The organism is Streptomyces sp. NPDC048295 (genome assembly GCF_040652135.1).
Lineage (GTDB): Bacteria > Actinomycetota > Actinomycetes > Streptomycetales > Streptomycetaceae > Streptomyces.
The window spans coordinates 145442-168319 of the sequence record NZ_JBEZLL010000011.1 but is presented as its reverse complement, the minus strand read 5'-3'; the positions used below and the strand labels follow the sequence as shown (position 1 = coordinate 168319).

The 22878-nt window shown below is 72.1% G+C and carries 20 protein-coding genes; 15 read left to right on the top strand and 5 right to left on the bottom strand.

The genetic code is table 11. The annotated features are described in order from the left end of the window. The first annotated feature begins 79 nt into the window (after window positions 1-79). From AB0D53_RS18770 to AB0D53_RS18720, 11 genes are all read left to right on the top strand, one after another. Window positions 80-478 carry a cell division protein SepF gene (locus AB0D53_RS18770; protein WP_362447495.1) on the top strand — a complete coding sequence of 133 codons (399 nt, stop codon included), beginning with the start codon at window positions 80-82 and terminating at the stop codon, window positions 476-478. Window positions 479-587: 109 nt separating this feature from the next. Then, complete coding sequence (locus AB0D53_RS18765) at window positions 588-1835, top strand: ATP-binding protein (protein WP_362447492.1); 1248 nt, start codon at window positions 588-590, stop codon at window positions 1833-1835. Then, the gene (locus AB0D53_RS18760) at window positions 1832-2200 is read left to right on the top strand and encodes a nucleotide pyrophosphohydrolase (protein ID WP_362447489.1); all 369 of its coding nucleotides are present in this window, start codon (window positions 1832-1834) and stop codon (window positions 2198-2200) included. Before AB0D53_RS18765 ends, AB0D53_RS18760 begins: the two co-directional genes overlap by 4 nt. A 123-nt stretch (window positions 2201-2323) precedes the next feature. Continuing rightward, complete coding sequence (locus AB0D53_RS18755; protein WP_362447486.1) at window positions 2324-2899, top strand: DUF6099 family protein; 576 nt, start codon at window positions 2324-2326, stop codon at window positions 2897-2899. Between the two features lie 58 nt (window positions 2900-2957). Beyond that, window positions 2958-3881, top strand: coding sequence for an LLM class F420-dependent oxidoreductase (locus AB0D53_RS18750; RefSeq protein WP_362447483.1), 924 nt, complete (start codon window positions 2958-2960; stop codon window positions 3879-3881). Window positions 3882-3945: 64 nt separating this feature from the next. Beyond that, entirely contained in the window at window positions 3946-4926 is a 981-nt protein-coding gene (mmuM, locus tag AB0D53_RS18745) for a homocysteine S-methyltransferase (protein ID WP_362447480.1), read from the top strand. Window positions 4927-4970: 44 nt separating this feature from the next. Beyond that, window positions 4971-6530 (top strand): 3' terminal RNA ribose 2'-O-methyltransferase Hen1, encoded by a 1560-nt coding sequence (locus tag AB0D53_RS18740; RefSeq protein ID WP_362447477.1) that lies wholly within the window; start codon window positions 4971-4973, stop codon window positions 6528-6530. Next, on the top strand, window positions 6527-9088 hold the full coding sequence (locus AB0D53_RS18735) for a polynucleotide kinase-phosphatase (RefSeq protein ID WP_362447474.1): 2562 nt from the start codon (window positions 6527-6529) through the stop codon (window positions 9086-9088). The genes AB0D53_RS18740 and AB0D53_RS18735 overlap by 4 nt, the downstream gene beginning before the upstream one ends. A 111-nt stretch (window positions 9089-9199) precedes the next feature. After that, on the top strand, window positions 9200-10432 hold the full coding sequence (locus tag AB0D53_RS18730) for an arginine deiminase (protein ID WP_362447471.1): 1233 nt from the start codon (window positions 9200-9202) through the stop codon (window positions 10430-10432). A 112-nt stretch (window positions 10433-10544) separates the two neighbouring features. Continuing rightward, window positions 10545-11561 carry an ornithine carbamoyltransferase gene (gene argF / locus AB0D53_RS18725; RefSeq protein WP_362447468.1) on the top strand — a complete coding sequence of 339 codons (1017 nt, stop codon included), beginning with the start codon at window positions 10545-10547 and terminating at the stop codon, window positions 11559-11561. 175 nt (window positions 11562-11736) lie between these two features. Then, on the top strand, window positions 11737-13179 hold the full coding sequence (locus tag AB0D53_RS18720; protein ID WP_362447465.1) for an amino acid permease: 1443 nt from the start codon (window positions 11737-11739) through the stop codon (window positions 13177-13179). Window positions 13180-13189: 10 nt separating this feature from the next. Here the strand turns inward: AB0D53_RS18720 and AB0D53_RS18715 are convergent, their stop codons facing one another. Next, complete coding sequence (locus tag AB0D53_RS18715) at window positions 13190-13621, bottom strand: ATP-binding protein (RefSeq protein ID WP_362447462.1); 432 nt, start codon at window positions 13619-13621, stop codon at window positions 13190-13192. 299 nt (window positions 13622-13920) lie between these two features. Here AB0D53_RS18715 and AB0D53_RS18710 point away from each other — a divergent pair, with 299 nt between their 5' ends. Both AB0D53_RS18710 and AB0D53_RS18705 read left to right on the top strand, forming a co-directional pair. Next, complete coding sequence (locus AB0D53_RS18710; protein WP_362447459.1) at window positions 13921-14748, top strand: enoyl-CoA hydratase family protein; 828 nt, start codon at window positions 13921-13923, stop codon at window positions 14746-14748. 4 nt (window positions 14749-14752) lie between these two features. Continuing rightward, window positions 14753-17065 (top strand): bifunctional salicylyl-CoA 5-hydroxylase/oxidoreductase, encoded by a 2313-nt coding sequence (locus AB0D53_RS18705; protein ID WP_362447456.1) that lies wholly within the window; start codon window positions 14753-14755, stop codon window positions 17063-17065. Here the strand turns inward: AB0D53_RS18705 and AB0D53_RS18700 are convergent. From AB0D53_RS18700 to AB0D53_RS18690, 3 genes are read right to left on the bottom strand one after another with little or no spacing between them, the layout of a single operon-like run. Beyond that, window positions 17052-17483: a hypothetical protein gene (locus AB0D53_RS18700; RefSeq protein WP_362447453.1), complete on the bottom strand. Its 432-nt coding sequence runs from the start codon at window positions 17481-17483 to the stop codon at window positions 17052-17054. The two genes, AB0D53_RS18705 and AB0D53_RS18700, sit on opposite strands and share 14 nt — an antisense overlap. Further along, window positions 17480-18301: a GNAT family N-acetyltransferase gene (locus AB0D53_RS18695; RefSeq protein WP_362447450.1), complete on the bottom strand. Its 822-nt coding sequence runs from the start codon at window positions 18299-18301 to the stop codon at window positions 17480-17482. Before AB0D53_RS18695 ends, AB0D53_RS18700 begins: the two co-directional genes overlap by 4 nt. Window positions 18302-18304: 3 nt before the next feature. Continuing rightward, window positions 18305-19951 (bottom strand): AMP-binding protein, encoded by a 1647-nt coding sequence (locus AB0D53_RS18690; RefSeq protein WP_362447447.1) that lies wholly within the window; start codon window positions 19949-19951, stop codon window positions 18305-18307. A gap of 194 nt (window positions 19952-20145) precedes the next feature. Here AB0D53_RS18690 and AB0D53_RS18685 point away from each other — a divergent pair, with 194 nt between their 5' ends. Both AB0D53_RS18685 and AB0D53_RS18680 read left to right on the top strand, forming a co-directional pair. Beyond that, window positions 20146-21273 carry an acyl-CoA dehydrogenase family protein gene (locus AB0D53_RS18685; RefSeq protein WP_362447444.1) on the top strand — a complete coding sequence of 376 codons (1128 nt, stop codon included), beginning with the start codon at window positions 20146-20148 and terminating at the stop codon, window positions 21271-21273. After that, window positions 21270-21671, top strand: a complete 402-nt coding sequence (locus AB0D53_RS18680) for a RidA family protein (RefSeq protein ID WP_329819520.1) — start codon at window positions 21270-21272, stop codon at window positions 21669-21671. The genes AB0D53_RS18685 and AB0D53_RS18680 overlap by 4 nt, the downstream gene beginning before the upstream one ends. A 68-nt stretch (window positions 21672-21739) precedes the next feature. On the opposite strand, the gene AB0D53_RS18675 is transcribed toward AB0D53_RS18680, so the two are convergent. After that, the gene (locus AB0D53_RS18675; RefSeq protein ID WP_362447439.1) at window positions 21740-22873 is read right to left on the bottom strand and encodes an FAD-dependent monooxygenase; all 1134 of its coding nucleotides are present in this window, start codon (window positions 22871-22873) and stop codon (window positions 21740-21742) included. Window positions 22874-22878: the final 5 nt, after the last annotated feature.

Genomic DNA, 22878 nt, shown 5'->3' with positions numbered 1-22878 from the left:
GTGAGTGGCGAGAGAATTGCCCGATGAACAGCGAGCGCAGCCGGCGCAACGCCAACCGAAGCACAGACGGGGTGGTCCGGTGAGCAGGTACGACAGGTACGACGTCACGGACGAGCAGTGGGAGGGGCTTGCCCAGGTCGTACCTCTGCGCAGCCGCAACGAGTGGCCGTCCCGGGTGGATCACCGCTCGGTCCCCGACGAGGGCCCGGCCTCGGAGCAGCGGCGACTCGTCGTGCTGCGGGTCCAGGTCTTCGCGGACGCACGGGAGGTGGCCGAGTACCTGGTCGCCCAGATCCCGGTGCTCCTCGACCTGACCAGCGCCGAGACGGACGTCGCCAAGCGCATCCTGGACTTCACCAGCGGGGTGGTCTTCGGCCTCGGCAGCGGAATGCACCGGGTCGACCGGAATGTCTTCCTGCTGTCGCCGGTCGGCATGGAGGTCGAGGGAGTCACGGCGGCGGGCCTTCCCGGTTCGTAGTCCGGGAAGGGCGGCCCGGGCCGGGGTGGGCCGGTTCATGTACTCCGATCGTAGGAAGGTCGTTCAGGCGGAACGGTTCGCCGGCCCACGGCCCGCATACCGTCCGCCCATGACCGCACTCCGTCCGGAAGTCACCCCGCCACCGCCGACCGGCCCCTCCGGGTCCGCCGGGCCGCCCACCGCCGCCCGGGCTCCGGCCCGTACGGAGGCCGCGCGACCTCCGCACGGGCCGGAGCGCTCTGCCGGACCCGTCGTCACCGAGCTGCGGCTGTCCTCCTTCGCCTCGCACCGGGGAGCCGTCTTCCCGGTCGGCCCGGTCACACTCTTCACGGGGCCCGGCGGCAGTGGAAAGTCCAGCGCGCTGCGGGCTTACGAGGCGCTGGCGCGGCTGGGCGCCGGGGACCCGCTGGACGAGGTGTTCCCGGACCCGGAGGGCTGCGTGCCGGAAGGGGCCGCGGCCGACGCGCAGGGCCGCCGCGGGTTCCGGATCGGCTGCACGGCGGACGGACCGGCGGGACCGGTGCGGCTCGACGTCGCCGTCCAGGCGGAGCCCGCTCTCCGCATCGTCGGCGAACGGCTCACCGGTGGTGGCGAGACCCTGCTCACCACCGCGTTGCGAGACCCGGGGCGCTCCATGGTCCAGGCGGCCTGGCACACCGCCGGCGTGGTCCCGGTGACGCGTGCGCCGCTCCCGGACGACCGCCTCGGCACGGCACTGCTGCCGCTGCGCGTCGCGGGCCGGACCGAGGGGCAGTTACGGGTGCTGGCCGCCGCCGAACAGATGGTCGTGGCCCTGCGGTCGGTCTTCGCGTGCCAACCGCGGCCGCAGCGGATGCGTGCCCCCGTGCCGGCCGGTGACGGCGGGCTGCGACGCGGTTGCGACAACTTCGCGGCGGTGCTTGAGCGTACGCACACACAGTGCGCCCAGCGCCACGCCCGGCTGGTCGCCGCGGCGCGTGCCGGATGCGCGGGGCCGGTGACCGCGCTGGGCGTCGAGCGGCTCATCGACGGATCGCTGCGGGCGACGGTCGGGCGGGGCGGGGGGCGGGCCACCCCGGCCGGACGGCTGGGGGACGGCGAACTGCGCTACCTCGCGTTCGCCCTCGTGCTGCTCGCCGGTCCCGGGGTGCTGGAGGTGGACGCCGCGGGGGAGGTGCCGTCGGCCATGCAGACCCTCACCGTGCTGGCCGACGGACTCGACCGGGACCTGGACGGCGGCCAGCTGCGCGAACTGCTGTCCCTGGCCGTGTCGATCGGGGCGGCCGGACACCTCAGACTGGTCGGGACGGTCACGGAGCCCGGCGCGACGGGGGCCCGGGAGACGCCCGGGGTGGCGGTGGTAGACCTGGAGCCGTGACAGAACCTGATGTACATGCCCTGCAGAGACGGCTCGCCGCGTTCGCGGCCGCACGGGACTGGGAGCAGTACCACACCCCGAAGAACCTGGCGGCGGCACTGAGCGTCGAGGCATCCGAACTGGTGGAGATCTTCCAGTGGTTGACGCCGGAGGAATCGGCGCGGGTGATGGAGCGGCCCGAGACGGCGCACCGGGTCGCGGACGAGGTCGCGGATGTCCTCGCGTATCTGCTGCAGTTCTGCGAGGTGCTGGGGATCGACGCGCTCACGGCATTGTCGGAGAAGATCGAACGGAACGAGTCCCGCTTCCCGGTGCCGGGGCGCCAGGACTCCCCGGAACCGAGTGATCGTCACTCTTCGGAGTGATCGACTTATCCACAATCGAGTTAGTGTCCATAGATTTCCGAATTCCCCTGGCTTTTCGGTACCAGTGACCTCACTGTGGGTAATGGATGAGGTGAGCGGCTTTTCGTACGGACGGGGGAACGCATGGAAGCGGAACGGCTTGTAGGAGTCAGCCGGCGTGCTCTGGCTCAGAGCAGGGGGACGCCGGACATCATCGCGGAGGCGTGGCAGGCACAGGCGCTGGCCCAGGCGATCGGCAGCCGCCTGGCTGCCGAGGGGCCCAAGGAGTTACGGGGCGAGGCGCGCGGGCTGAGTGAGATCGGCGGGCGGAGCGGCGGGGCGCTGGACCACCCGGCGGCGCGTGCCGGGGTGGCACGGGCCGCGCAGCTCTCCGGGCTCGCCGATCCCCGGGCGACGCTGACGGCGCTGGGCACACTGCTCGGGGAAGTGGGGATGGCGCTGGTCGGGGTGGCCTGCGAGACCGATGAGCAGGGGCTCTACTGGCAGTGCATGGAGGCGATCGACGCGGCCGACGAGTCCATGGACCGGGTGCACGGAATGCTCCGCCGCCTCGATGAGCAGGACAGGGAGCGGCAGCAGGATCTGGAGCGCGGCCGGGGACGGGACGGCCCGTACGGTGCGCACGGGCCGTACGGTGCGACCGGCGCACCGGCGGGTACGACCGCGGCCGGCCGCGGCCGGGCAAGGCTCCGGGAGTGACCGCGCGGGGAGGCCGGAGGAGAGCGGCGGCCGGTGCCCGGAGGTGCAGGATGGAGGTATGGATCTTCGAATCTTCACCGAGCCCCAGCAGGGGGCGAGCTACGACACCCTGCTCACCGTCGCCAAGGCGACCGAGGACCTCGGCTTCGACGCCTTCTACCGCTCCGACCACTACCTCCGCATGGGGCCGGGGGACGGGCTGCCCGGCCCGACCGACGCGTGGATCACACTGGCCGGGCTGGCGCGTGAGACCAGGCGGATCCGGCTCGGCACCCTGATGACCGCGGGGACCTTCCGGCTCCCCGGTGTGCTGGCCATCCAGGTCGCCCAGGTCGACCAGATGTCCGGCGGGCGGGTCGAGCTCGGTCTCGGCGCCGGGTGGTTCGAGGAGGAGCACAGGGCCTACGGCATTCCGTTCCCCAAGGAGAAGTTCGGCAGGCTGGAGGAGCAGCTGGAGATCATCACCGGGCTGTGGGCGACCGGGATCGGCGAGACGTTCAGCTTCGACGGCACCTACTACCAGCTCACCGACTCACCCGCGCTGCCCAAGCCGACGCAGGCCAAGGTGCCGGTGCTGATCGGCGGTCACGGTGCGACGCGCACACCGCGGCTGGCCGCCCGCTACGCGGACGAGTTCAACATCCCCTTCGCGTCGCTGGAGGACAGCGAGAAGCAGTTCGGCCGGGTCGGCGAGGCCGCCCGCGCGGCCGGCCGCGCACCGGACGACCTGGTGTACTCCAACGCCCTGGTGGTCTGCGTCGGAAAGAACGACGTGGAGGTGGCGCGCCGTGCCTCCGTCATCGGGCGTGAGGTGGCGGAGCTGAAGGCGAACGGGCTGGCCGGCTCGCCCGCCGAGGTGGTCGACAAGATCGGCCGGTACGGCGCGATCGGTTCGTCCCGGATCTACCTCCAGGTCCTGGACCTGGAGGATCTGGACCACCTGGAGCTGATCTCCTCCCAGGTCCAGTCCCAGCTCGCCTGAGGCATGGGGCCTGGGTCCGGGGCCCGGGACCTCAAGGACAACAGGAGGACGAAGGGAGTCACCTGTGCACCCCGCCCGGCCGTCCGGCGACCCGTTTCCCCTCCGTGCGCCCGCCCGGAAACCCGTCCGCACGCTCGCCAGTGCTCTCGCGGCGGGGCCCGTCGTGCTGGACGGGGGTCTCTCCAACCAACTGGAGGCGCAGGGCTGCGATCTGTCCGACGCCCTGTGGTCGGCCCGTCTGCTGACCGACGGGCCCGGACAGATCGAGGCGGCTCACACCGCCTATGTGCGTGCGGGTGCGCAGGTGCTCATCACGTCCGGCTACCAGGCGACCTTCGAGGGATTCGCGCGGCGGGGCATCGGACGCGCGGAGGCGGTGGAGCTGTTCGCCCGCAGCGTCCGGCTGGCACGACGGGCCGCCCGTGCGGTGGAGCGGGAGGTGTGGGTCGCCGCTTCGGTCGGCCCGTACGGGGCGATGCTGGCGGACGGCAGCGAGTACCGGGGCCGCTACGGGCTCTCCGTCCGGGAGCTGGAGCGCTTCCACCGGCCCAGGATCGAGGCGCTGGCCGCTGCCGGGCCCGATGTGCTGGCGCTGGAGACGGTGCCGGACATCGACGAGGCGGAGGCGTTGCTGCGGGCGGTCGAGGGATGCGGGCTGCCCGTCTGGCTCTCGTACAGCGTGGCGGGCGGGCGGACCAGGGCGGGCCAGCCGCTGGAGACGGCCTTCGGGCTGGCCTCGGGCCACGACGAGGTGGTGGCCGTGGGGGTGAACTGCTGCGATCCGGCGGATGCGGACCGGGCGGTGCGGGTGGCTGCCGAGGTGACCGGGAAGCCGGTCGTCGTCTATCCCAACAGCGGCGAGCGGTGGGACGAGGGGGACCGGGAATGGGCCGGAGCGGCCACGTTCGACGCGGGCAGGGCAAGGGCCTGGGCCCAGGCCGGGGCCCGGCTGATCGGCGGCTGCTGCCGGGTCGGTCCGGACACTGTCGCGGAACTGGCCGGGCTGCTCGCCCCGCCGGTGGCCGACGAGGCCGTGGACACGTGAAAATACCTGGTGGGGGGAGAACGGACCGGACCATACTCGGACGTGTGTTCCTGACAATCAGCACCACCGGCGACCCCGGACGTCCGGCTACCGACCTCGGCTTCCTGCTGCACAAGCATCCCGAGAGGGCGCAGACGTTCTCCACCTCCCACGGCACCGCGCATGTCTTCTATCCCGAGGCATCCGCCGAGCGCTGCACCGCGGCGCTCCTGCTGGAAGTGGATCCCGTGGCCCTGGTGCGCCGCGGCAAGGGCAAGGGCCGGGGCGGCGCTCCCGACGCGGCGCTCGCGCAGTACGTCAACGACCGCCCGTACGCGGCGTCCTCGCTGCTGTCCGTCGCCCTGAGCGCGGTCTTCAAGTCCGCGCTGAACGGTGTGTGCCGTGCTCTGCCCGAGCGCGCGCAGGCGCCGATGCCGCTGCGGATCGAGGTGCCCGCGCTGCCGGCCCGCGGTGGTGCGGAGCTGGTGCGCAAGCTCTTCGGGCCGCTCGGCTGGACGGGCGTGGACGCCGTGGCCGTACCGCTGGACGAGCAGTTCCCGGAGTGGGGGGACTCCCGGTACGTACGGCTGGTGCTCGAAGGCGAGCTGCGGCTCGCGGACGCTCTGCGGCAGCTCTACGTCCTGCTGCCGGTGCTCGACGACGCCAAGCACTACTGGGTCGCGCCGGACGAGGTGGACAAGCTGTTGCGGGCGGGAGAGGGCTGGCTCGCCGCCCACCCGGAGCAGAAGCTGATCACCAGCCGCTATCTCTCGCGGCGCTGGGGACTGACCCGGCAGGCGATGCAGCGGCTCGAACTGGTGCGGCTCGCCGAGTCGGACGATCTCGACGTCGACAGCATCGACAACGCCGTGGACGAGACCACCGACACCGAGGAGAAGCCGGTCCCGCTCGCCGAGCAGCGGCGCGCCGCGATCCTCGACGCGCTGCGGGCCGCGGGCGCGAGCCGGGTGCTCGACCTGGGCTGCGGGCAGGGCCAGTTGGTGCAGGCCCTGCTCAAGGACGTGGGCTTCACGGAGATCGTCGGCGTCGACGTCTCGGTGCGCGCCCTCACGATCGCGTCGCGCCGGCTGAAGCTGGACCGGATGGGGGAGCGGCAGGCCGCCCGGGTCACGCTCAGGCAGGGCTCGCTCACCTACACCGACAAGCGGCTCAAGGGGTACGACGCGGCCGTGCTCAGCGAGGTCGTCGAACACCTCGACCTGCCGAGACTGCCCGCCCTGGAGTACGCGGTGTTCGGGTCGGCCCGCCCCCGGACCGTGCTCGTGACCACGCCGAACGTCGAGTACAACGTCCGGTGGGAGACCCTTCCGGCCGGGCATGTGCGCCACGGCGACCACCGGTTCGAGTGGACCAGGGCCGAATTCCGGGACTGGGCCCGGGAAGTGGCGCAGCGGCACGGATACGGAGTCGACTTCGTCCCCGTGGGGACGGACGACCCCGAGGTGGGACCGCCCACACAGATGGCCGTGTTCACGATGACCGCGGCCGACGGTGCCGGACAGCCGCACCGGAACGAAACGAAGAAGCAGAACACGCAGCGGAACCGGAACGAGGCCGCGAAGCAGAACGGCGAGCGGACCGAGAAGGAGGCGAATGCCGCATGACCACTACCTCACGCACGCTGCCGGTGACCGACCTCTCCCTCGTGGTCCTCATCGGGGCCAGCGGCTCCGGCAAGTCCACCTTCGCCCGCAGGCACTTCAAGCCCACGGAGATCGTCTCCTCGGACTTCTGCCGCGGCCTGGTCGCCGACGACGAGAACGACCAGAGCGCCAGCCGTGACGCCTTCGACGTCCTGCACTACATCGTGGGAAAGCGGCTGGCGGCCGGGCGGCTGACCGTCGTGGACGCGACCAGCGTCCAGTCCGAGAGCCGCAAGCAGCTCGTCCAGCTGGCCAGGAGCCACGACGTGCTGCCCATCGCGATCGTCCTAGACCTGCCCGAAGAGGTCTGCGTAGCGCGCAACGCGGCCCGGCCCGACCGCGCCGACATGCCGCGCCACGTCATCCAGCGCCACCGTCGCGAACTGCGCCGTTCGCTGCGCGGACTGGAGCGCGAGGGCTTCCGCAAGGTGCACGTCCTGCGCACAGAGGAAGAGGCGGACCGCGCCGAAGTGGTGCTGGAGCGCCGCTACAACGACCTGCGCCACCTCACCGGCCCCTTCGACATCATCGGTGACATCCACGGCTGCAGCTCCGAGCTGGAGTCCCTGCTCGGCAAGCTCGGCTATGTCGACGGAGCGCACCCCGAAGGGCGTACGGCGGTCTTCGTCGGCGACCTCGTGGACCGCGGCCCCGACAGCCCCGGGGTGCTGCGCCGCGTCATGGCCATGGTGTCGGCGGGCAACGCCCTGTGCGTGCCGGGCAACCACGAGAACAAGCTCGGCCGCTACCTCAAGGGCCGCCAGGTGCAGCCCACCCATGGGCTCGCCGAGACCATCGAGCAGCTCGACCGGGAGGACGAGAAGGACCCGGCCTTCCGGGGCCGGGTGCGCGAGTTCATCGACGGCCTCGTCAGCCACTACGTGCTCGACGGGGGCGGGCTCGTCGTCTGCCACGCCGGACTGCCCGAGAAGTACCACGGCCGCACCTCCGGACGGGTCCGCTCGCACGCGCTGTACGGGGACACCACCGGCGAGACCGACGAGTTCGGCCTGCCCGTGCGCTACCCGTGGGCGGAGGAGTACCGCGGCCGTGCCGCCGTGGTCTACGGGCACACCCCGGTGCCCAACACCTCCTGGGTCAACAACACCATCTGCCTGGACACCGGAGCCGTCTTCGGCGGGAAGATGACCGCGCTGCGCTGGCCGGAGCGCGAGCTCGTCGACGTACCCGCCGAGCAGGTCTGGTACGAGCCGGCCAAGCCGCTGGCTACCGGGGCACCCGGTGGCCGGGAGGGGCGGCCGCTCGACCTCGACGACGTGCAGGGGCGCCGGATCGTCGAGACCCGGCACATGGGCCGCATCGCGGTCCGTGAGGAGAACGCCGCCGCCGCGCTCGAAGTCATGAGCCGGTTCGCCGTCGACCCCCAGCTGCTCGGCTACCTCCCGCCGACCATGGCGCCCACCGCCACCTCGCGCGAGGACGGCTATCTGGAGCACCCGGCCGAGGCCTTCGCGCAGTACCGGGCGGACGGCGTCGCCGAGGTCGTGTGCGAGGAGAAGCACATGGGATCGCGTGCGGTGGCGCTGGTCTGCAGGGACGCGGCCGCCGCCCGTGAGCGGTTCGGTGCGGGCGCCTCCGACTCCGCCGGTGGCCCGACCGGTGCGCTGTACACCCGTACCGGACGGCCGTTCCTCGACGACGTCGCGCTCACCGAGGTGATCCTCGGCAGGCTGCGCGCCGCCGTCACCGCCGCCGGGCTCTGGGAGGAGTGGGGCACCGAGTGGGTGCTGCTCGACGCCGAGCTGATGCCCTGGTCCCTCAAGGCGGGCGGGCTGCTGCGCTCGCAGTACGCCGCGGTCGGCGCCGCGTCCGGCGCAGCCCTGCCGGAGGCCAACGCGGCCCTCGCGGCGGCAGCGGCCCGCGGTGTGGACGTCGGTGCTCTCGCCGACCGTCAGCGGGGCCGCGCCGAGGACGCCACCGCGTTCACCGAGGCGTACCGCCGGTACTGCTGGAGCACCCAGGGGCTGGACGGGGTGCGGCTCGCGCCGTTCCAGATCCTCGCGGTCCAGGGCCGCTCACTGGCCTCCGTACCGCACGACGAGCAGCTGGCCTGGATCGACCGCCTGGTCGAGCACGACCCGACCGGGCTCCTGCGGACCACCCGCCGCCTCGTCGTCGACACGGGCGACGAGGCGTCGGTGCGCGCCGGTGTCGAGTGGTGGCTGGAGATGACCGGCCGCGGCGGCGAGGGCATGGTCGTCAAGCCGCGCTCCGCGCTCGTGCGGGACGGCAGGGGCAGGCTGGTCCAGCCGGGCATCAAGGTGCGCGGCCGGGAGTACCTCCGGATCGTCTACGGCCCCGAGTACACCCGCCCGGAGAACCTGGAGCGGCTGCGCGACAGGTTCCTCGGCCACAAGCGCTCGCTGGCCCTGCGGGAGTACGCGCTGGGGCTCGAAGCACTGGACCGGCTGGCCGACGGGGAGCCGCTGTGGCGGGTCCACGAGGCGGTGTTCGCGGTGCTGGCCCTGGAGTCGGAGCCGGTCGACCCGAGGCTCTGACGCCTGTCGCGGAGGGCGGGGGAATCGTCGACGGGATCTCCGATGCGATGAACGGAGATCCCGCTGGCGATTCGTGGGAGTGAAACGCCTGCGCACGGTGAGGATGGAGACATGGGATTCCACGTCGACTCCGAGGCCGGGCGGCTGCGCCGCGTCATCCTGCACCGCCCCGATCTGGAACTGAAGCGCCTCACCCCCAGCAACAAGGACGCGCTCCTGTTCGACGACGTGCTCTGGGTGCGCCGGGCCCGTGAGGAGCACGACGGCTTCGCGGACGTGCTGCGGGACCGGGGCGTGGCGGTGCATCTCTTCGGCGACCTGCTCCGTGAGTCGCTGGACATCCCGGTGGCCAGGCGGCTCGTCCTGGACCGGGTCTTCGACGAGAAGGAGTACGGCCCGCTCGCCACCGAGCATCTGCGGGCCGTCTTCGAGGAGCTGCCCAGCGGCGAGCTGGCCGACGCGCTCGTCGGCGGGATGACCAAGCGGGAGTTCCTGTCCGGGCACAGTGAGCCGACCTCGGTCCGCTTCCATGTGATGGACCTGGACGACTTCCTGCTCGACCCGCTGCCGAACCACCTCTTCACCCGGGACACCTCGGCGTGGATATACGACGGGGTGTCCATCAACGCGATGCGGTGGCCGGCCCGGCAGCGCGAGACCGTCCACTTCGAGGCGATCTACCGCCACCACCCCCTCTTCACCGGCCCCGACGCGGGCGCCTTCCACCACTGGTCCCAGGGGCAGGACGACTACCCGTCCACCATCGAGGGCGGCGACGTGCTGGTCATCGGCCGCGGCGCCGTACTCATCGGGATGAGCGAACGCACCACCCCGCAGGCGGTGGAGATGCTGGCCCGCGGACTGTTCGACGCCGGTTCGGCCCGCACGATCGTGGCGCTCGACATGCCCAAGCGCCGGGCGTTCATGCACCTCGACACGGTGATGACGATGGTCGACGGCGACACCTTCACCAAGTACGCGGGCCTGGGCATGCTCCGCTCGTACACCATCGAGCCCGGCGAGGGGCCCAGGGACCTGAAGGTCACCGACCATCCGCCCGAGCACATGCACCGGGCGATCGCCCAGGCCCTGGGCCTGGACTCGATCCGCGTCCTCACGGCCACCCAGGACGTGCACGCCGCCGAGCGCGAGCAGTGGGACGACGGCTGCAATGTGCTGGCCGTGGAGCCGGGCGTCGTCGTCGCGTACGAGCGCAACGCCACCACCAACACCTTTCTGCGCAAGGAGGGCATCGAGGTCATCGAGATCCGCGGCAGCGAACTCGGCCGGGGCAGGGGCGGCCCCCGTTGCATGAGCTGTCCGGTGGTGCGCGACCCGGTGTAGCAGCCGGAGGGCACCGGACGGACGGCGGGCATGCCGTATAGCGATGCAGTGTGTCGTATAGACTTCCAGGGTCACTGCATGTGCGATCCTCGCCCGACCCAGGAGCTGTCCCATGGCCATAGACCTCGCAGGCCGCCACTTCCTCAAGGAGCTGGACTTCACGGCCGAGGAGTTCCGCGGCCTGATCGAGCTCGCGGCCGAGCTCAAGGCCGCCAAGAAGTCGGGGACCGAGACGCAGCGGCTGCGCGGCAGGAACATCGCGCTGATCTTTGAGAAGACCTCGACACGTACCCGCTGCGCCTTCGAGGTGGCCGCCGCGGACCAGGGCGCGTCCACGACCTACCTGGACCCCTCCGGTTCGCAGATGGGGCACAAGGAGTCGGTGAAGGACACGGCCCGCGTCCTCGGCCGGATGTTCGACGGCATCGAATACCGCGGTGACAGCCAGGCGGCCGTGGAGGAACTGGCCGCCCACGGTGGTGTTCCGGTCTTCAACGGGCTCACCGACGACTGGCACCCCACCCAGATGCTCGCCGACGTCCTCACCATGACCGAGCACAGCGACAAGCCGCTGGAGCGGATCGCCTTCGCCTACCTCGGCGACGCCCGCTTCAACATGGGCAACTCCTACCTGATCACCGGCGCCCTGCTCGGCATGGACGTCCGGATCGTCGCGCCGAAGGCGTACTGGCCCGCCGGGGAGATCGTCGCCGAGGCCCGTCGGCTGGCCGGTGCGAGCGGTGCGACCGTCACCCTCACCGAGGACATCACCGAGGGCGTCAAGGGTGTCGACTTCGTCGTTACCGACGTCTGGGTCTCCATGGGCGAGCCCAAGGAGGTCTGGGCCGAGCGGATCCAGGCCCTGGCGCCGTACGCCGTGACCATGGACGTGCTCCGCGCCACCGGCAACGCCGATGTGAAGTTCATGCACTGCCTCCCGGCCTACCACGACCTCGGCACCGCGGTCGGGCGGGAGGTCGAGGCCGCCTACGGGCTGGCGGAGCTGGAAGTCACCGACGAGGTGTTCGAGTCCGCGCACTCGGTCGTCTTCGACGAGGCGGAGAACCGGATGCACACGATCAAGGCCGTTCTGGTGGCGACCCTGGCGCCCCGGGCGGTCAAGGGCTGATCGCTGCATGGCCATGCACCCGATTGGGTGAACATGCGTGAAGGCGACTAATATGTTGCCTCTTGGTGGGGTTCGAGCTCGCACGCTCGAACCCCATTTTCCGTGTGGCACCGGAGCCCCCACAGCTCCCGGTGCACCTCCCCCCACGCGCTCCACCAGAGAAGAGACCGTCCCCGTGAGTCCGCTGCGCCCACCGAGCCCCCCGCACCCGTCCGGGCGGCGCATCAAGAACCCCCATCAGCTGATCGCCGAGTCCGGCGCCGATCTGGAGGGGCACGGCCTCAAGCGCAGCATGGGGCTCTTCCAGCTGGTGTGCTTCGGGGTCGGCGCGGTCGTCGGCACCGGCATCTTCGTCGGCCTCTCCGACAGCGTCGCCGAGGCGGGCCCCGCGGTCGTGCTCTCCTTCGTGCTCGCCGCGATCACCTGCATCTTCACCGCGTTCTCCTTCGCCGAGCTGGGCAGCGCCATCCCGGTCTCCGGCAGCTCCTACTCCTTCGCCTACGCGACCCTCGGCGAACGCGTCGCGTTCCTCGTCGGCTGGTGCCTGCTGCTGGAGTACGGCGTCTCGGTCTCCGCGGTCGCCGTCGGCTGGAGCCAGTACGTCAACGAGCTGCTGGACAGCCTGTTCGGCGCGCAGTTGCCGGCCGCCCTCTCGGCGGGTCCCGGCGACGGCGGCGTGATCAATCTGCCGGCCGTCCTGGTCGTCATGATGGCCGCGACCCTGCTGGTGCGCGGCGTCCGCGAGAGCGCGACCGCCACCGCCGCGATGGCGGTCCTCAAGATCACCATCCTGGTCCTGTTCTGTGCCGTCGCCTTCACGGCCTTCGAGCACGGCAACCTCACGCCCTTCTTCGCCCACGGCGCGGGCGGGGTCACGGCCGGTGCGTCGCTGGCGTTCTTCTCGTACATCGGCTTCGACGCCATCACCACCGCGGGCGAAGAGGTCAGGAACCCGCGGCGGAACATCCCGATCGCGATCATGGTCTGCATCGGCCTGGTCACCCTGCTCTACTGCGCGGTCGCGCTCGCCGCCATCGGCGCGCTCGGGCCGCAGGCCGTGGCCGACCGGCCCGCGGCGCTCTCGATCGTCGTCGACCAGGTCACCGACTCGACGGTCGGCGGCGGGATCATCGCCTTCGGGGCGGTCGTCGCGATCGCGTCCGTCGTGCTCGCGGTGATGTACGGGCAGACCCGCATCCTGATGTCGATGTCCCGTGACGGACTGATCCCGCGGGTCTTCGAGCGGGTCTCGCCCCGAACGTCGACGCCGGTCGCCAACACCTGGATCGTGGCCGTCGTCTTCGCGGTCCCGGCGGCCTTCTCGTCGCTCGGCGTGGTGGTGAACCTGACGACCATCGGCGCGCTGGCGACCATGGTCGCGGTGAACCTCGCGGTGATCGTGCTGCGGCGCCGCAACCCGGAGGTGAAGGGGTCGTTCCGGGTACCGCTCTATCCGCTGAGCCCGCTGCTGGGCGTCGGCTTCTGCCTCTATCTGATGTACGGGACGGGCTGGGCGACCTGGGTCCAGTTCGCGGTCTTCCTGGCCGTCGGCTCGGCGGTGTACGCCTTCTACGGCCGCAGCCGCTCCCGGCTGGCCGGAGCCGGCGCGGCCCGGTGAGGGCGGCGGGTCAGCTCTGAGGCGCGAGGGACGGCAGGGTGAACCACACCGCCTTGCCGTGCTCCGTCGCACGGTGGCCGCAGGACGAGCTGAGCGTACGGATCAGCAGCAGACCCCGGCCGTGTTCCTGCCAGGGGTCCGGCTCGCTGTCGTGCCGGGGGAAGGAGAGCCCGCCGGGCGGGGCGGGGTCGCGGTCGTGCACCTCGACCTGACAGCCGGTCGGCAGGAGCTCCACCACCAGCTCGATCGGCTCGTCGCTGCGGGTGTGCTCGACCGCGTTGGCGACCAGCTCCGCGGTGAGGAGCTCGGCGGTGTCGGTGTCGGCCGGTGCGTCGATGTCCGCGAGCGCGGTACGGATCAGAGCACGGGCAATCGGCACGGCCGCCGTCGAGTGCGGCAGCGCGATCCGCCACGAGGCGGGAAGGGGGACATCGGGGGGCACGGCATGGTTTCCGTTCCGGGGTGCGAGGGCGGGTGCGGGTTCACGAGGGCGGAGACCCCCTGCGGGCTCCGGGGTCTCTGAGCTCTCCCGGCTCTCCGGGGCTTTCTGGGCGGCAAGACTTCTCGGTTTCAACCTTACGAAGTGCAACGACACGGGCAAGGGGCTGCCGACCGGTATGAAAGGGACGTTGGTCACTGTGTTCTCACACCTCCGCGTATCGCGTGCTCGTGACGGAAGTCACGCACCAGTGATAAGTTCGGGGCAGGTAGCAGCCCGACGGCTGAAGGGGAGCCCCCTCCATGAGCCCGTTTCCCAGCTCCGCCCCGCACACGGACGACTGGCGCCATCTGCGGCTGACGACGGACGACGGGGTCGCCACCGTCACGCTCGCCCGGCCCGAGAAACTCAACGCGCTCACCTTCGGTGCCTACGCGGACCTGCGTGACCTGCTCGCCGAACTGTCCCGCGAACGCAGCGTGCGCGCTCTGGTGCTCGCGGGGGAGGGCCGCGGATTCTGCTCCGGCGGAGATGTCGACGACATCATCGGCGCGACACTCGCCATGGACACCGCCCAGCTCCTCGATTTCAATCGCATGACCGGACAGGTGGTGCGGGCCCTACGTGAAACCCCCTTCCCCGTCATCGCCGCCGTACACGGGGTGGCGGCGGGCGCCGGGGCGGTGCTCGCGCTGGCCGCCGACTTCCGGATCGCCGATCCGTCGGCCCGCTTCGCCTTCCTGTTCACCAGGGTCGGCCTCTCCGGCGGAGACATGGGCGCCGCCTACCTGCTGCCGCGTGTCGTCGGCCTCGGCCACGCCACCCGGCTGCTGATGCTCGGCGAACCCGTCCGCGCACCCGAAGCGGAACGGATCGGGCTGATCAGCGAGCTGACCGACGAGGGGCAGGCGGACGTACGCGCGGCCGCGCTCGCCCGCCGCCTCGCCGACGGGCCGGCCCTCGCCCTCGCCCAGACCAAGGCCCTGCTCAGCGCCGAACTCGACATGCCGCTCGCCGCCGCCGTCGAGATGGACGCCGCCACCCAGGCCCTGCTGATGCACGGCGAGGACTACGCGGAATTCCACGCCGCCTTCACCGAGAAGCGGCCCCCGAAGTGGCAGGGCCGGTAGCGCGATGGCGTCCGAAGCGGCTGCGGCCGGTGCGAGCCGGACCGTCGTGAAGCGCATCGCGGTCATCGGCGGCGGGCCCGGCGGGCTCTATGCCGCGGCCCTGCTCAAGCGGCTCGACCCGGGCCGCGAGATCACCGTCTGGGAGCGCAACGCCCCCGAGGACACCTTCGGCTTCGGCGTCGTCCTCTCCGACGAGACCCTCGGCGGCATCGAACACGCCGACCCCGTCGTGTACCGGGCCCTCAGGGACGCGTTCGTACGGTGGGACGACATCGACATCGTCCACCGGGGCGTCACCCAGACGTCCGGCGGCCATGGCTTCGCCGCGCTGGGCCGACGCAGGCTGCTGCGGATCCTGCAGGAGCGCTGCCAGTCCCTCGGCGTCCGCCTCCGTTTCCGCACCGAGGCACCGCCGGCCGCCGAGCTGGCCGCCACCCATGACCTGGTGATCGCCGCCGACGGTGTGCACAGCCTCACCCGCGCCGCCCACGCCGACACCTTCGGCCCCCGCCTCACCACCCACCGCTGCCGCTACATCTGGCTCGCCGCCGACTTCGCCCTCGACGCCTTCCGTTTCGAGACCGCCGAGACCGCGTACGGGGTGATGCAGTTCCACGGCTACCCCTACTCGGCCGACGCCTCCACCGTCATCGTCGAGATGCGCGAGGAGGTGTGGCGGGCCGCAGGCTTCGACAGCTGCGCGGTCGAGCACTCGACGCTGCGGTGCGCCAAGATCTTCACCGAGGCGCTCGGCGGCCGGGCGCTGCGCTCCAACAACTCCTCCTGGCTCACCTTCCGCACCGTCGTCAACGCCCACTGGTCGCACGGCAACACGGTCCTCATCGGCGACGCCGCGCACACCGCGCACTTCTCCATCGGCTCAGGCACCAAACTCGCCGTCGAGGACGCCCTCGCCCTCGCCGCCTGCATCGAGGAACAGCCCGGCCTGCCGCGCGCACTGGCCGCGTACGAGACCGAGCGCCGGCCGGTCGTCGAATCGACCCAGCGGGCCGCCGCGGCCAGTCTGCGCTGGTTCGAGGAGCTGGGCACCTACGTCGACCAGCCGCCCCGCCAGTTCGCCTTCAACCTCCTCACCCGCAGCCGCCGCGTCACCCACGACAATCTGCGGCTGCGCGACGCCTCCTTCACCGCCGCCGTCGAGGAGGAGTTCGGCTGCGCACCGGGCGTCCCGCCGATGTTCACCCCGCTGCGGCTGCGCGGTCTGGAACTCCGCAACCGCGTCGTCGTCTCACCCATGGACATGTACTCCGCCGTCGACGGCGTCCCCGGCGACTTCCACCTCGTCCACCTGGGCGCACGCGCGCTCGGCGGCGCCGGACTCGTCATGACGGAGATGGTGTGCGTCAGCGCCGAGGGCCGCATCACTCCCGGCTGCACCGGTCTCTACACCCCCGAGCAGGCCGCCGCCTGGACCCGCATCACCGACTTCGTCCATGCGGGCGCACCCGGCACGGCCATCGGCGTGCAGCTCGGCCACTCCGGGCGCAAGGGCTCCACCAGACTGATGTGGGACGGCATCGACCAGCCTCTCGACCACGGCAACTGGCCGCTCGCCGCCGCCTCCCCGATCCCCTACGCGGACGGTGTCAACCAGGTCCCGCACGCCCTGGACCGGACCGGGCTCGACACCGTGCGCGAACAGTTCGTCTCGGCGGCCCGGCGCGCCGACCGCTGCGGCTTCGACCTGCTCGAACTCCACTGCGCCCACGGCTACCTGCTCTCCGGCTTCCTCTCGCCGCTCACCAACCACCGCACCGACGAGTACGGCGGAGCACTGCACGACCGGCTCCGCTTCCCCCTCGAAGTCTTCGACGCCGTCCGTGCCGTCTGGCCCGACGACCGGCCCATGACCGTCCGGATCTCCGCCACGGACTGGGCCGAGGGCGGCACCACGGCCGAGGACGCCGTCGAGATCGCCCGTGCCTTCGTCGCCCACGGGGCCGACGCCATCGACGTCTCCACCGGCCAGGTCGTGCCCGACGAGCGCCCCGAGTACGGCCGCTCGTACCAGACCCCGTACGCGGACCGGATCCGCAACACGCTGTGCGTGCCCGTCATCGCGGTCGGGGCGATCTCCTCCTGGGACGACGTCAACTCCCTGCTGCTCGCGGGCCGGGCCGACCTCTGCGCGCTGGCCCGCCCCCATCTGTACGATCCGCACTGGACTCTGCACGCGGCGGCCGAGCAGGGCTACGCAGGACCGGGCGCGCCCTGGCCGCTCCCGTACCGCGCGGGCAGCCGCACCCCGCCGACCGGCCGCACGGACGCGCCGAAGCCGCGGCTCACCCTGGACTGACGGACAGGCACGCGTGACACCGGCACCCGTCCGGGTGCGGGGCCCCGTGGTGGGCGTGCCGCTCCTCGCGGGCGACCCGCTCCAGCAGCGCGGCCGGTTCCCCGGCTTCCTCACGGGTGCCGAAGCCCCGGCCGGCGCACCGCTTCAGCACGGCCGGTGCGTACACCAACCGCGCCCGGAAGGTGTGCAGATGACGGGTCCCCGTGTCGACGGTGATCCAGCGACCGGTGCGGCGCCCGTGTCCCACCGTGGTCAGCTGCTGGTGCCCCGTCCCCGGATACGTGTCGACGACGTACACTTTCGCCCCGTCCCGGTACGCCTTCGTACCGGGACGCAGCTCCTGGCCCAGCTCCCCGTACCGCCGCCACAGCACCACGTTCGCGGCGACCAGCCAGACGGGTTCCGGCGGCCCGCTCACCCCTCCGCCGCGCTGACCAGCAGCCGGTCCGAGACCGGCCGGAAGCCGATGCGCCGGTACACACCGTTGCTGGTGGGGTTCGCGAGGTCGGTGAAGAGCAGCACCTCCCGCGCGCCGGCCTCCCGCGCCGCCCGGCTGATCTCCGCCGTCACCGCGGCCGCACAGCCCCGGCCGCGGTTCTCCGGCGGGGTGTAGACCGTCGAGACCCGCACCATGCCCGCGAGTCGCGGGGAGACGGCCGCCATCGCCACCGGGACACCGCCGTCCTCCCAGAGCGTCAGCCCGCCGGAGGCCGTACGGTCCTCGACCAGCCGCTCGACATGGGTACCGGACTGGCCGATCTCGTCGGCGAAGGCGTGGTGCCAGCTCAGCAACAGCTCCCGGTCGGCGGCGACGGCGGCCCTGGGCCGTCCCGAAGGGGCGGGGGAGGGCGGGACCAGCGTCGCCAGCCGGTAGAGCCGCTGCTCCTCGTCGACCCGGTGGCCGGGCCAGGTCGCGGCAAGAGCTTCTGCGGCGGCCCGGTCCGCGTTGATCCGGGTCAGGGGGAGCGCGGCGGCCAGCGGACCGATCGCCTCCCGGGCGACGGACCCCAGCATCGGCGGATACGGCGGGGTCTGCACCAGCGTCCCCGCGACCTCGCCGTCCGCCCCGCGCCACCAGCCCAGCAGCGGGGCGGCGTCGCCGTAGGCGTGCGGGCCGCGTTGCCGCAGGGTCTCGGCGACGGTCAGGATCAGGGTGTTCTCGGCGGGCCGGGCGGCCAGCGAGGCGCCGGCCGCTTCGAGGAAGACATCGACGTCATCGGTGAAGGTCCAGGTCATGGTTCATCCTGCTGGGTGCGCGGGCAGCACGGCACCCGCATTTCCGTTCAGGTCCTCACGCAGCCGGAAACGCTGGAGCTTGCCGGTGGCGGTGCGGGGGAGGGCGGGCAGGAACTCGACGACGCGCGGGCACTTGTGCGGGGCCAGCTCGTTCTTCATGAACGCGCGCAGCTCCTCGGCCGCCGTCACCGCGCCCTCGCGCAGCACCACGTACGCCACCACGACCTGGCCGCGCAGCTCGTCCGCCCGGCCCACCACGGCCGCCTCGGCCACCGAGGGGTGGCGCAGCAGGGCATCCTCCACCTCGGGGCCCGCGATGTTGTAGCCGGAGGAGATGATCATGTCGTCGGCGCGGGCCACGTAACGGAAGTAGCCGTCCGCGTCGCGCACATAGGTGTCACCGGTGAGGTTCCAGCCGTGAGCCACATAGTCCCGCTGGCGTTCGTCGGCGAGATAGCGGCAGCCGACCGGGCCGCGTACGGCGAGGAGCCCGGGCTCGCCGTCCGGCACCGGCCGGCCGTCACGGTCCAGCACCCGGGCCTGCCAGCCGGGCACGGGGACTCCCGTGGTGCCGGGGCGGATCGCGTCGTCGGCCGCCGAGATGAAGATGTGCAGCAGCTCGGTGGCGCCGATGCCGTTGATGATGCGCAGCCCCGTCCGCTCGTGCCAGGACCGCCAGGTGGCCACCGGAAGGTTCTCCCCGGCCGAGACACAGCGGCGCAACGCGCCGAGGTCGTGCCCGTCGATGCGGTCGAGCATCACGCGGTAGGCGGTCGGCGCGGTGAACAGCACCGAGACCCGATGGGTGGCGAGCGCGGGCAGCAACTGGGCCGGGCCGGACTGTTCGAGCAGCAGGGCACTGGCACCGGCCCGCAGCGGGAAGACCACCAGACCGCCGAGCCCGAAGGTGAAGCCGAGCGGCGGACTGCCCGCGAACACGTCCTCGGGCGTGGGCCGCAGCACACGGGCCGAGAAGGTGTCGGCGACGGCGAGCACATCCCGGTGGAAGTGCATGCAGCCCTTGGGCCGTCCGGTGGTGCCCGAGGTGAACGCGATCAGCGCGACATCGTCCGCCGCCGTGTCCACGGCGCGGTACGGCCCGGTCCTGGCCTCGGCCAGCCGCAGCAGGTCGTCCGGGGAGTCACCCCCGTACACCGTGATCCGCAGCCCCGGCACCTCGGCCTTCACCAGGTCGTCGGCGGCCCGGACGTCGCACAGAGCGTGACTCACCCGCGCGATGGAGCAGATGGTCGACAGTTCGGCGGACCGCTGCCGGTCCAGCACCGTGACGGCGATCGCTCCGGCCTTCAGCACCGCGAGCCAGCAGGCGGCCAGCCAGGGAGTGGTGGGGCCGCGCAGCAGGACCCGGTTGCCGGGGACGACCCCCAGGTCGGAGGTGAGGACATGGGCGATCCGGTCCACCCGCTCCCGCAGCTCCCCGTAGCTCCAGACCCCGCCGTCCGGGGTGCGGAAGGCGGGGCGGTCGGGGCCCAGGCGGTCGGCCGTGCGGTCCAGCAGCTCGGCCGCGCAGTTGAGGCGGTCCGGATAGCGCAGTTCGGGAAGGTCGAAGAGCAGTTCCGGCCACTCGTCCCGGGGTGGCAGGTGCTCCCTGGCGAAGGTGTCGAGGTGCGCTGAGGTCTTCGGGTCCATGACGGATCGCCCCCTTGTCGCCTCTGGAGCGTATCGTTTGGGTGACGGTAGTCAACGGTCCGCGATAAGGCGAGTGGACTGGAATTCGAACGGGCGGGAAGACGAGCACGGGAACGGACAGGACGACAGGCCGGAGCGCCGATGCGAAGAACGGGCACGAGAAACCGAGAAGACGCGACAAGAGAGGTGCCGGTATGACGGCATTCTCGCTCGACCCGGCACAAACCGCCTGGTGTGAGGAGCTGAGGACCCTTGCCGAGCAGAGCCTGCGCCCCCTCGCGGAGAAAGGTGACCCCGGACATGTCAACCGCCCCCTGATCGCCGCACTCGGCGAATCGGGCCTCCTCGACCGGATGCTGGGCTCCGGCGCCCTGGGCCTCTGCCTGCTCCGCGAGTCCCTGGCCCGTGGCTGCACCGAGGCCGAGACCGCTCTGGCCCTCCAGGGCCTCGGCACCCACCCGCTGCTCCGCTCGGGCACCCCGGCCCAGCGCGAGCGCTGGCTCCCCGAGGTGCGGGCGGGCCGAGCCGTCGCCGCCTTCGCGCTCAGCGAGCCGGGCGCGGGCTCCGACGCGGCGGCCCTCGCCCTGAACGCCGAACCCGCCTCCGGCGGCTGGCGGCTGACCGGCGAGAAGTGCTGGATCTCCAACGCGCCGGAGGCCGACTTCTACACGGTCTTCGCCCGCACGACCCAGGACGCGGGCTCCCGCGGCGTCACCGCGTTCCTGGTCCCCGCCGACCGCCCCGGACTGACCGGTAGCGCTCTGGACATGCTCTCGCCGCACCCCATCGGGGCGCTGGACTTCGACGGTGTCCCGGTCGGACCGGACGACGTCCTCGGCGAACCGGACCGGGGTTTCCGGGTCGCCATGGACACCCTCAACCTGTTCCGCCCCAGCGTCGGCGCGTTCGCCGTCGGAATGGCCCGCGCGGCGCTCGACGCCACGGTGGAGCACACCGCCCACCGCACCGCGTTCGGCGGCCCGCTGAAAGACCTTCAGGCCGTCTCCCACCAGGTCGCCGAAATGGCGACCCGGACCGAGGCCGCCCGGCTCCTGGTGTACGCGGCCGCGGCCGCGTACGACGCGGGGGAGCCCGGCGTGCCGCGCCGGGCCGCCATGGCGAAGCTGTACGCCACCGAGACCGCGCAGTTCGTCGTCGACACCGCCGTCCAACTGCACGGCGCCCGCGCCCTGCGCCGCGGCCACCTCCTGGAACACCTCTACCGGGAGGTCCGCGCGCCACGGATCTACGAGGGCGCCAGCGAGGTCCAGCGCACCATCATCGCCAAGGAGCTGTACGCGAGCCGGGAGGCGTCCGCATGAGTCCGGTCCACCGGATCAACCCCGTCGAGCTGTCCCCGCCCACGGGCTTCTCGCACGCCGTCACCGTGACCGGCGGTCACCTGGTCTTCCTGGCCGGGCAGACCGCCCTCGACCCGGCCGGCAAGGTCGTCGGTGACGATCTGCCCGAGCAGTTCGCGACGGCGCTCACCAACCTGCTCACCGCTCTGGGCGCGGCGGGCGGCGCCCCGACGGACCTCGCCCGGGTCACCGTGTACGCCACCGATGTGGCCGACTACCGCGAACGGGCCGAGGAACTGGGCCGGATCTGGCGGCGGCTGGCCGGCCGCGACTACCCGGCGATGGCCGTCATCGGTGTGGCCAGGCTCTGGGACGAACAGGCCCTGGTCGAGATCGACGGGGTGGCCGTCCTGCCGTGAACGCACCGTGCGGGCCCGGTGATCCGGGCCCGCACGGTCCTGGGCGTATCAGCGCGTACCGGTGCCGGTCAGTACGGCTTCACCAGCACGTGCGCCGCACCCGGAATACCGACCTTCAGCAGCTCGTCCTCCTCGGGCGTCGTCCCGTTGCCCGTCTCCTGCTTGAGCACCGCACGCGACATGGCCTGCACCCACATGGCCCGGGGGCGGCGGCGTGCCTCCCACGCGTCGAGGGCCGCGGCCACCCCGGTCCCGGCGTCCAGCGACTCGGCGAGCACCAGCGCGTCCTCGACGGCCATCGCCGCACCCTGCGCGATGTGCGGGGTGGAGGCGTGCGCGGCGTCACCGGCCAGCACGACCCGGCCGACGTGCCACGGCGCCTCGACCGTCACCTGGGAGATCCGCGAGTACACCACCGAGGCCGGGTCGGTCACGGTGGCGAGCGCCTCGGCGACCGGTCCGGAGAACATCGACAGCCGCTCCGTGAGCTGCTCGTGGGCCCGCTCCGGGTCCGGCCGGAAGTCCTCGGCCTCGGCGAACACCGCGCCCAGGTACATCAGTTCCTCGGTGATCGGGGTGAGCAGCGCCTTGGCGTCCTTGCCCGCCGTGCCCATCACCACGCCCCGCACCCGGGGCTGGCGGGGCACCGTCACCCGCCAGTTGGCGAAGCCGGTGTACTCGGGGGTGTAGCGGTCCCCGTAGAGCCGGGTGCGCAGCGGCGAACCGATGCCGTCGAAGCCGGCCACCAGGTCCCAGCGGCCCGAGGAGCCGTCGGACAGGGTGACGTCCACGCCCTGGCCGTCGTCGGTCAGTTCGGTGATCGTGGTGCCGAAGCGGATCTTCGCGCCCGCGCCGACGGCGGCGGAGTTCAGCACCCGGGCCAGGGCGGGGCGCGGGATGCCGTTGTTGGAGGGGGCGTCGCCCATCCGGGGCTGGGGTATCTCGGCGAGCGTGTTGCCGGCCGGGTCCGCGATGGTCAGGACCTCCCACTCGAAGCCCGCCTCCAGGCACTCGTCGAGGACCCCGATCTCCCGCATCACGTGCAGTGCGTTGGACGGCTGGATGATGCCCACGCCGAGCGCGTCCACCTCGTCACGGAGCTCGGCGACCTCGACGGTGTGGCCGCGCCGGGCCAGTGCGGTGGCGAGGGTGAGTCCGCCGATGCCGCCGCCGTGAATCAGGACGCGCAGGGGTGTTGCCATCTCAG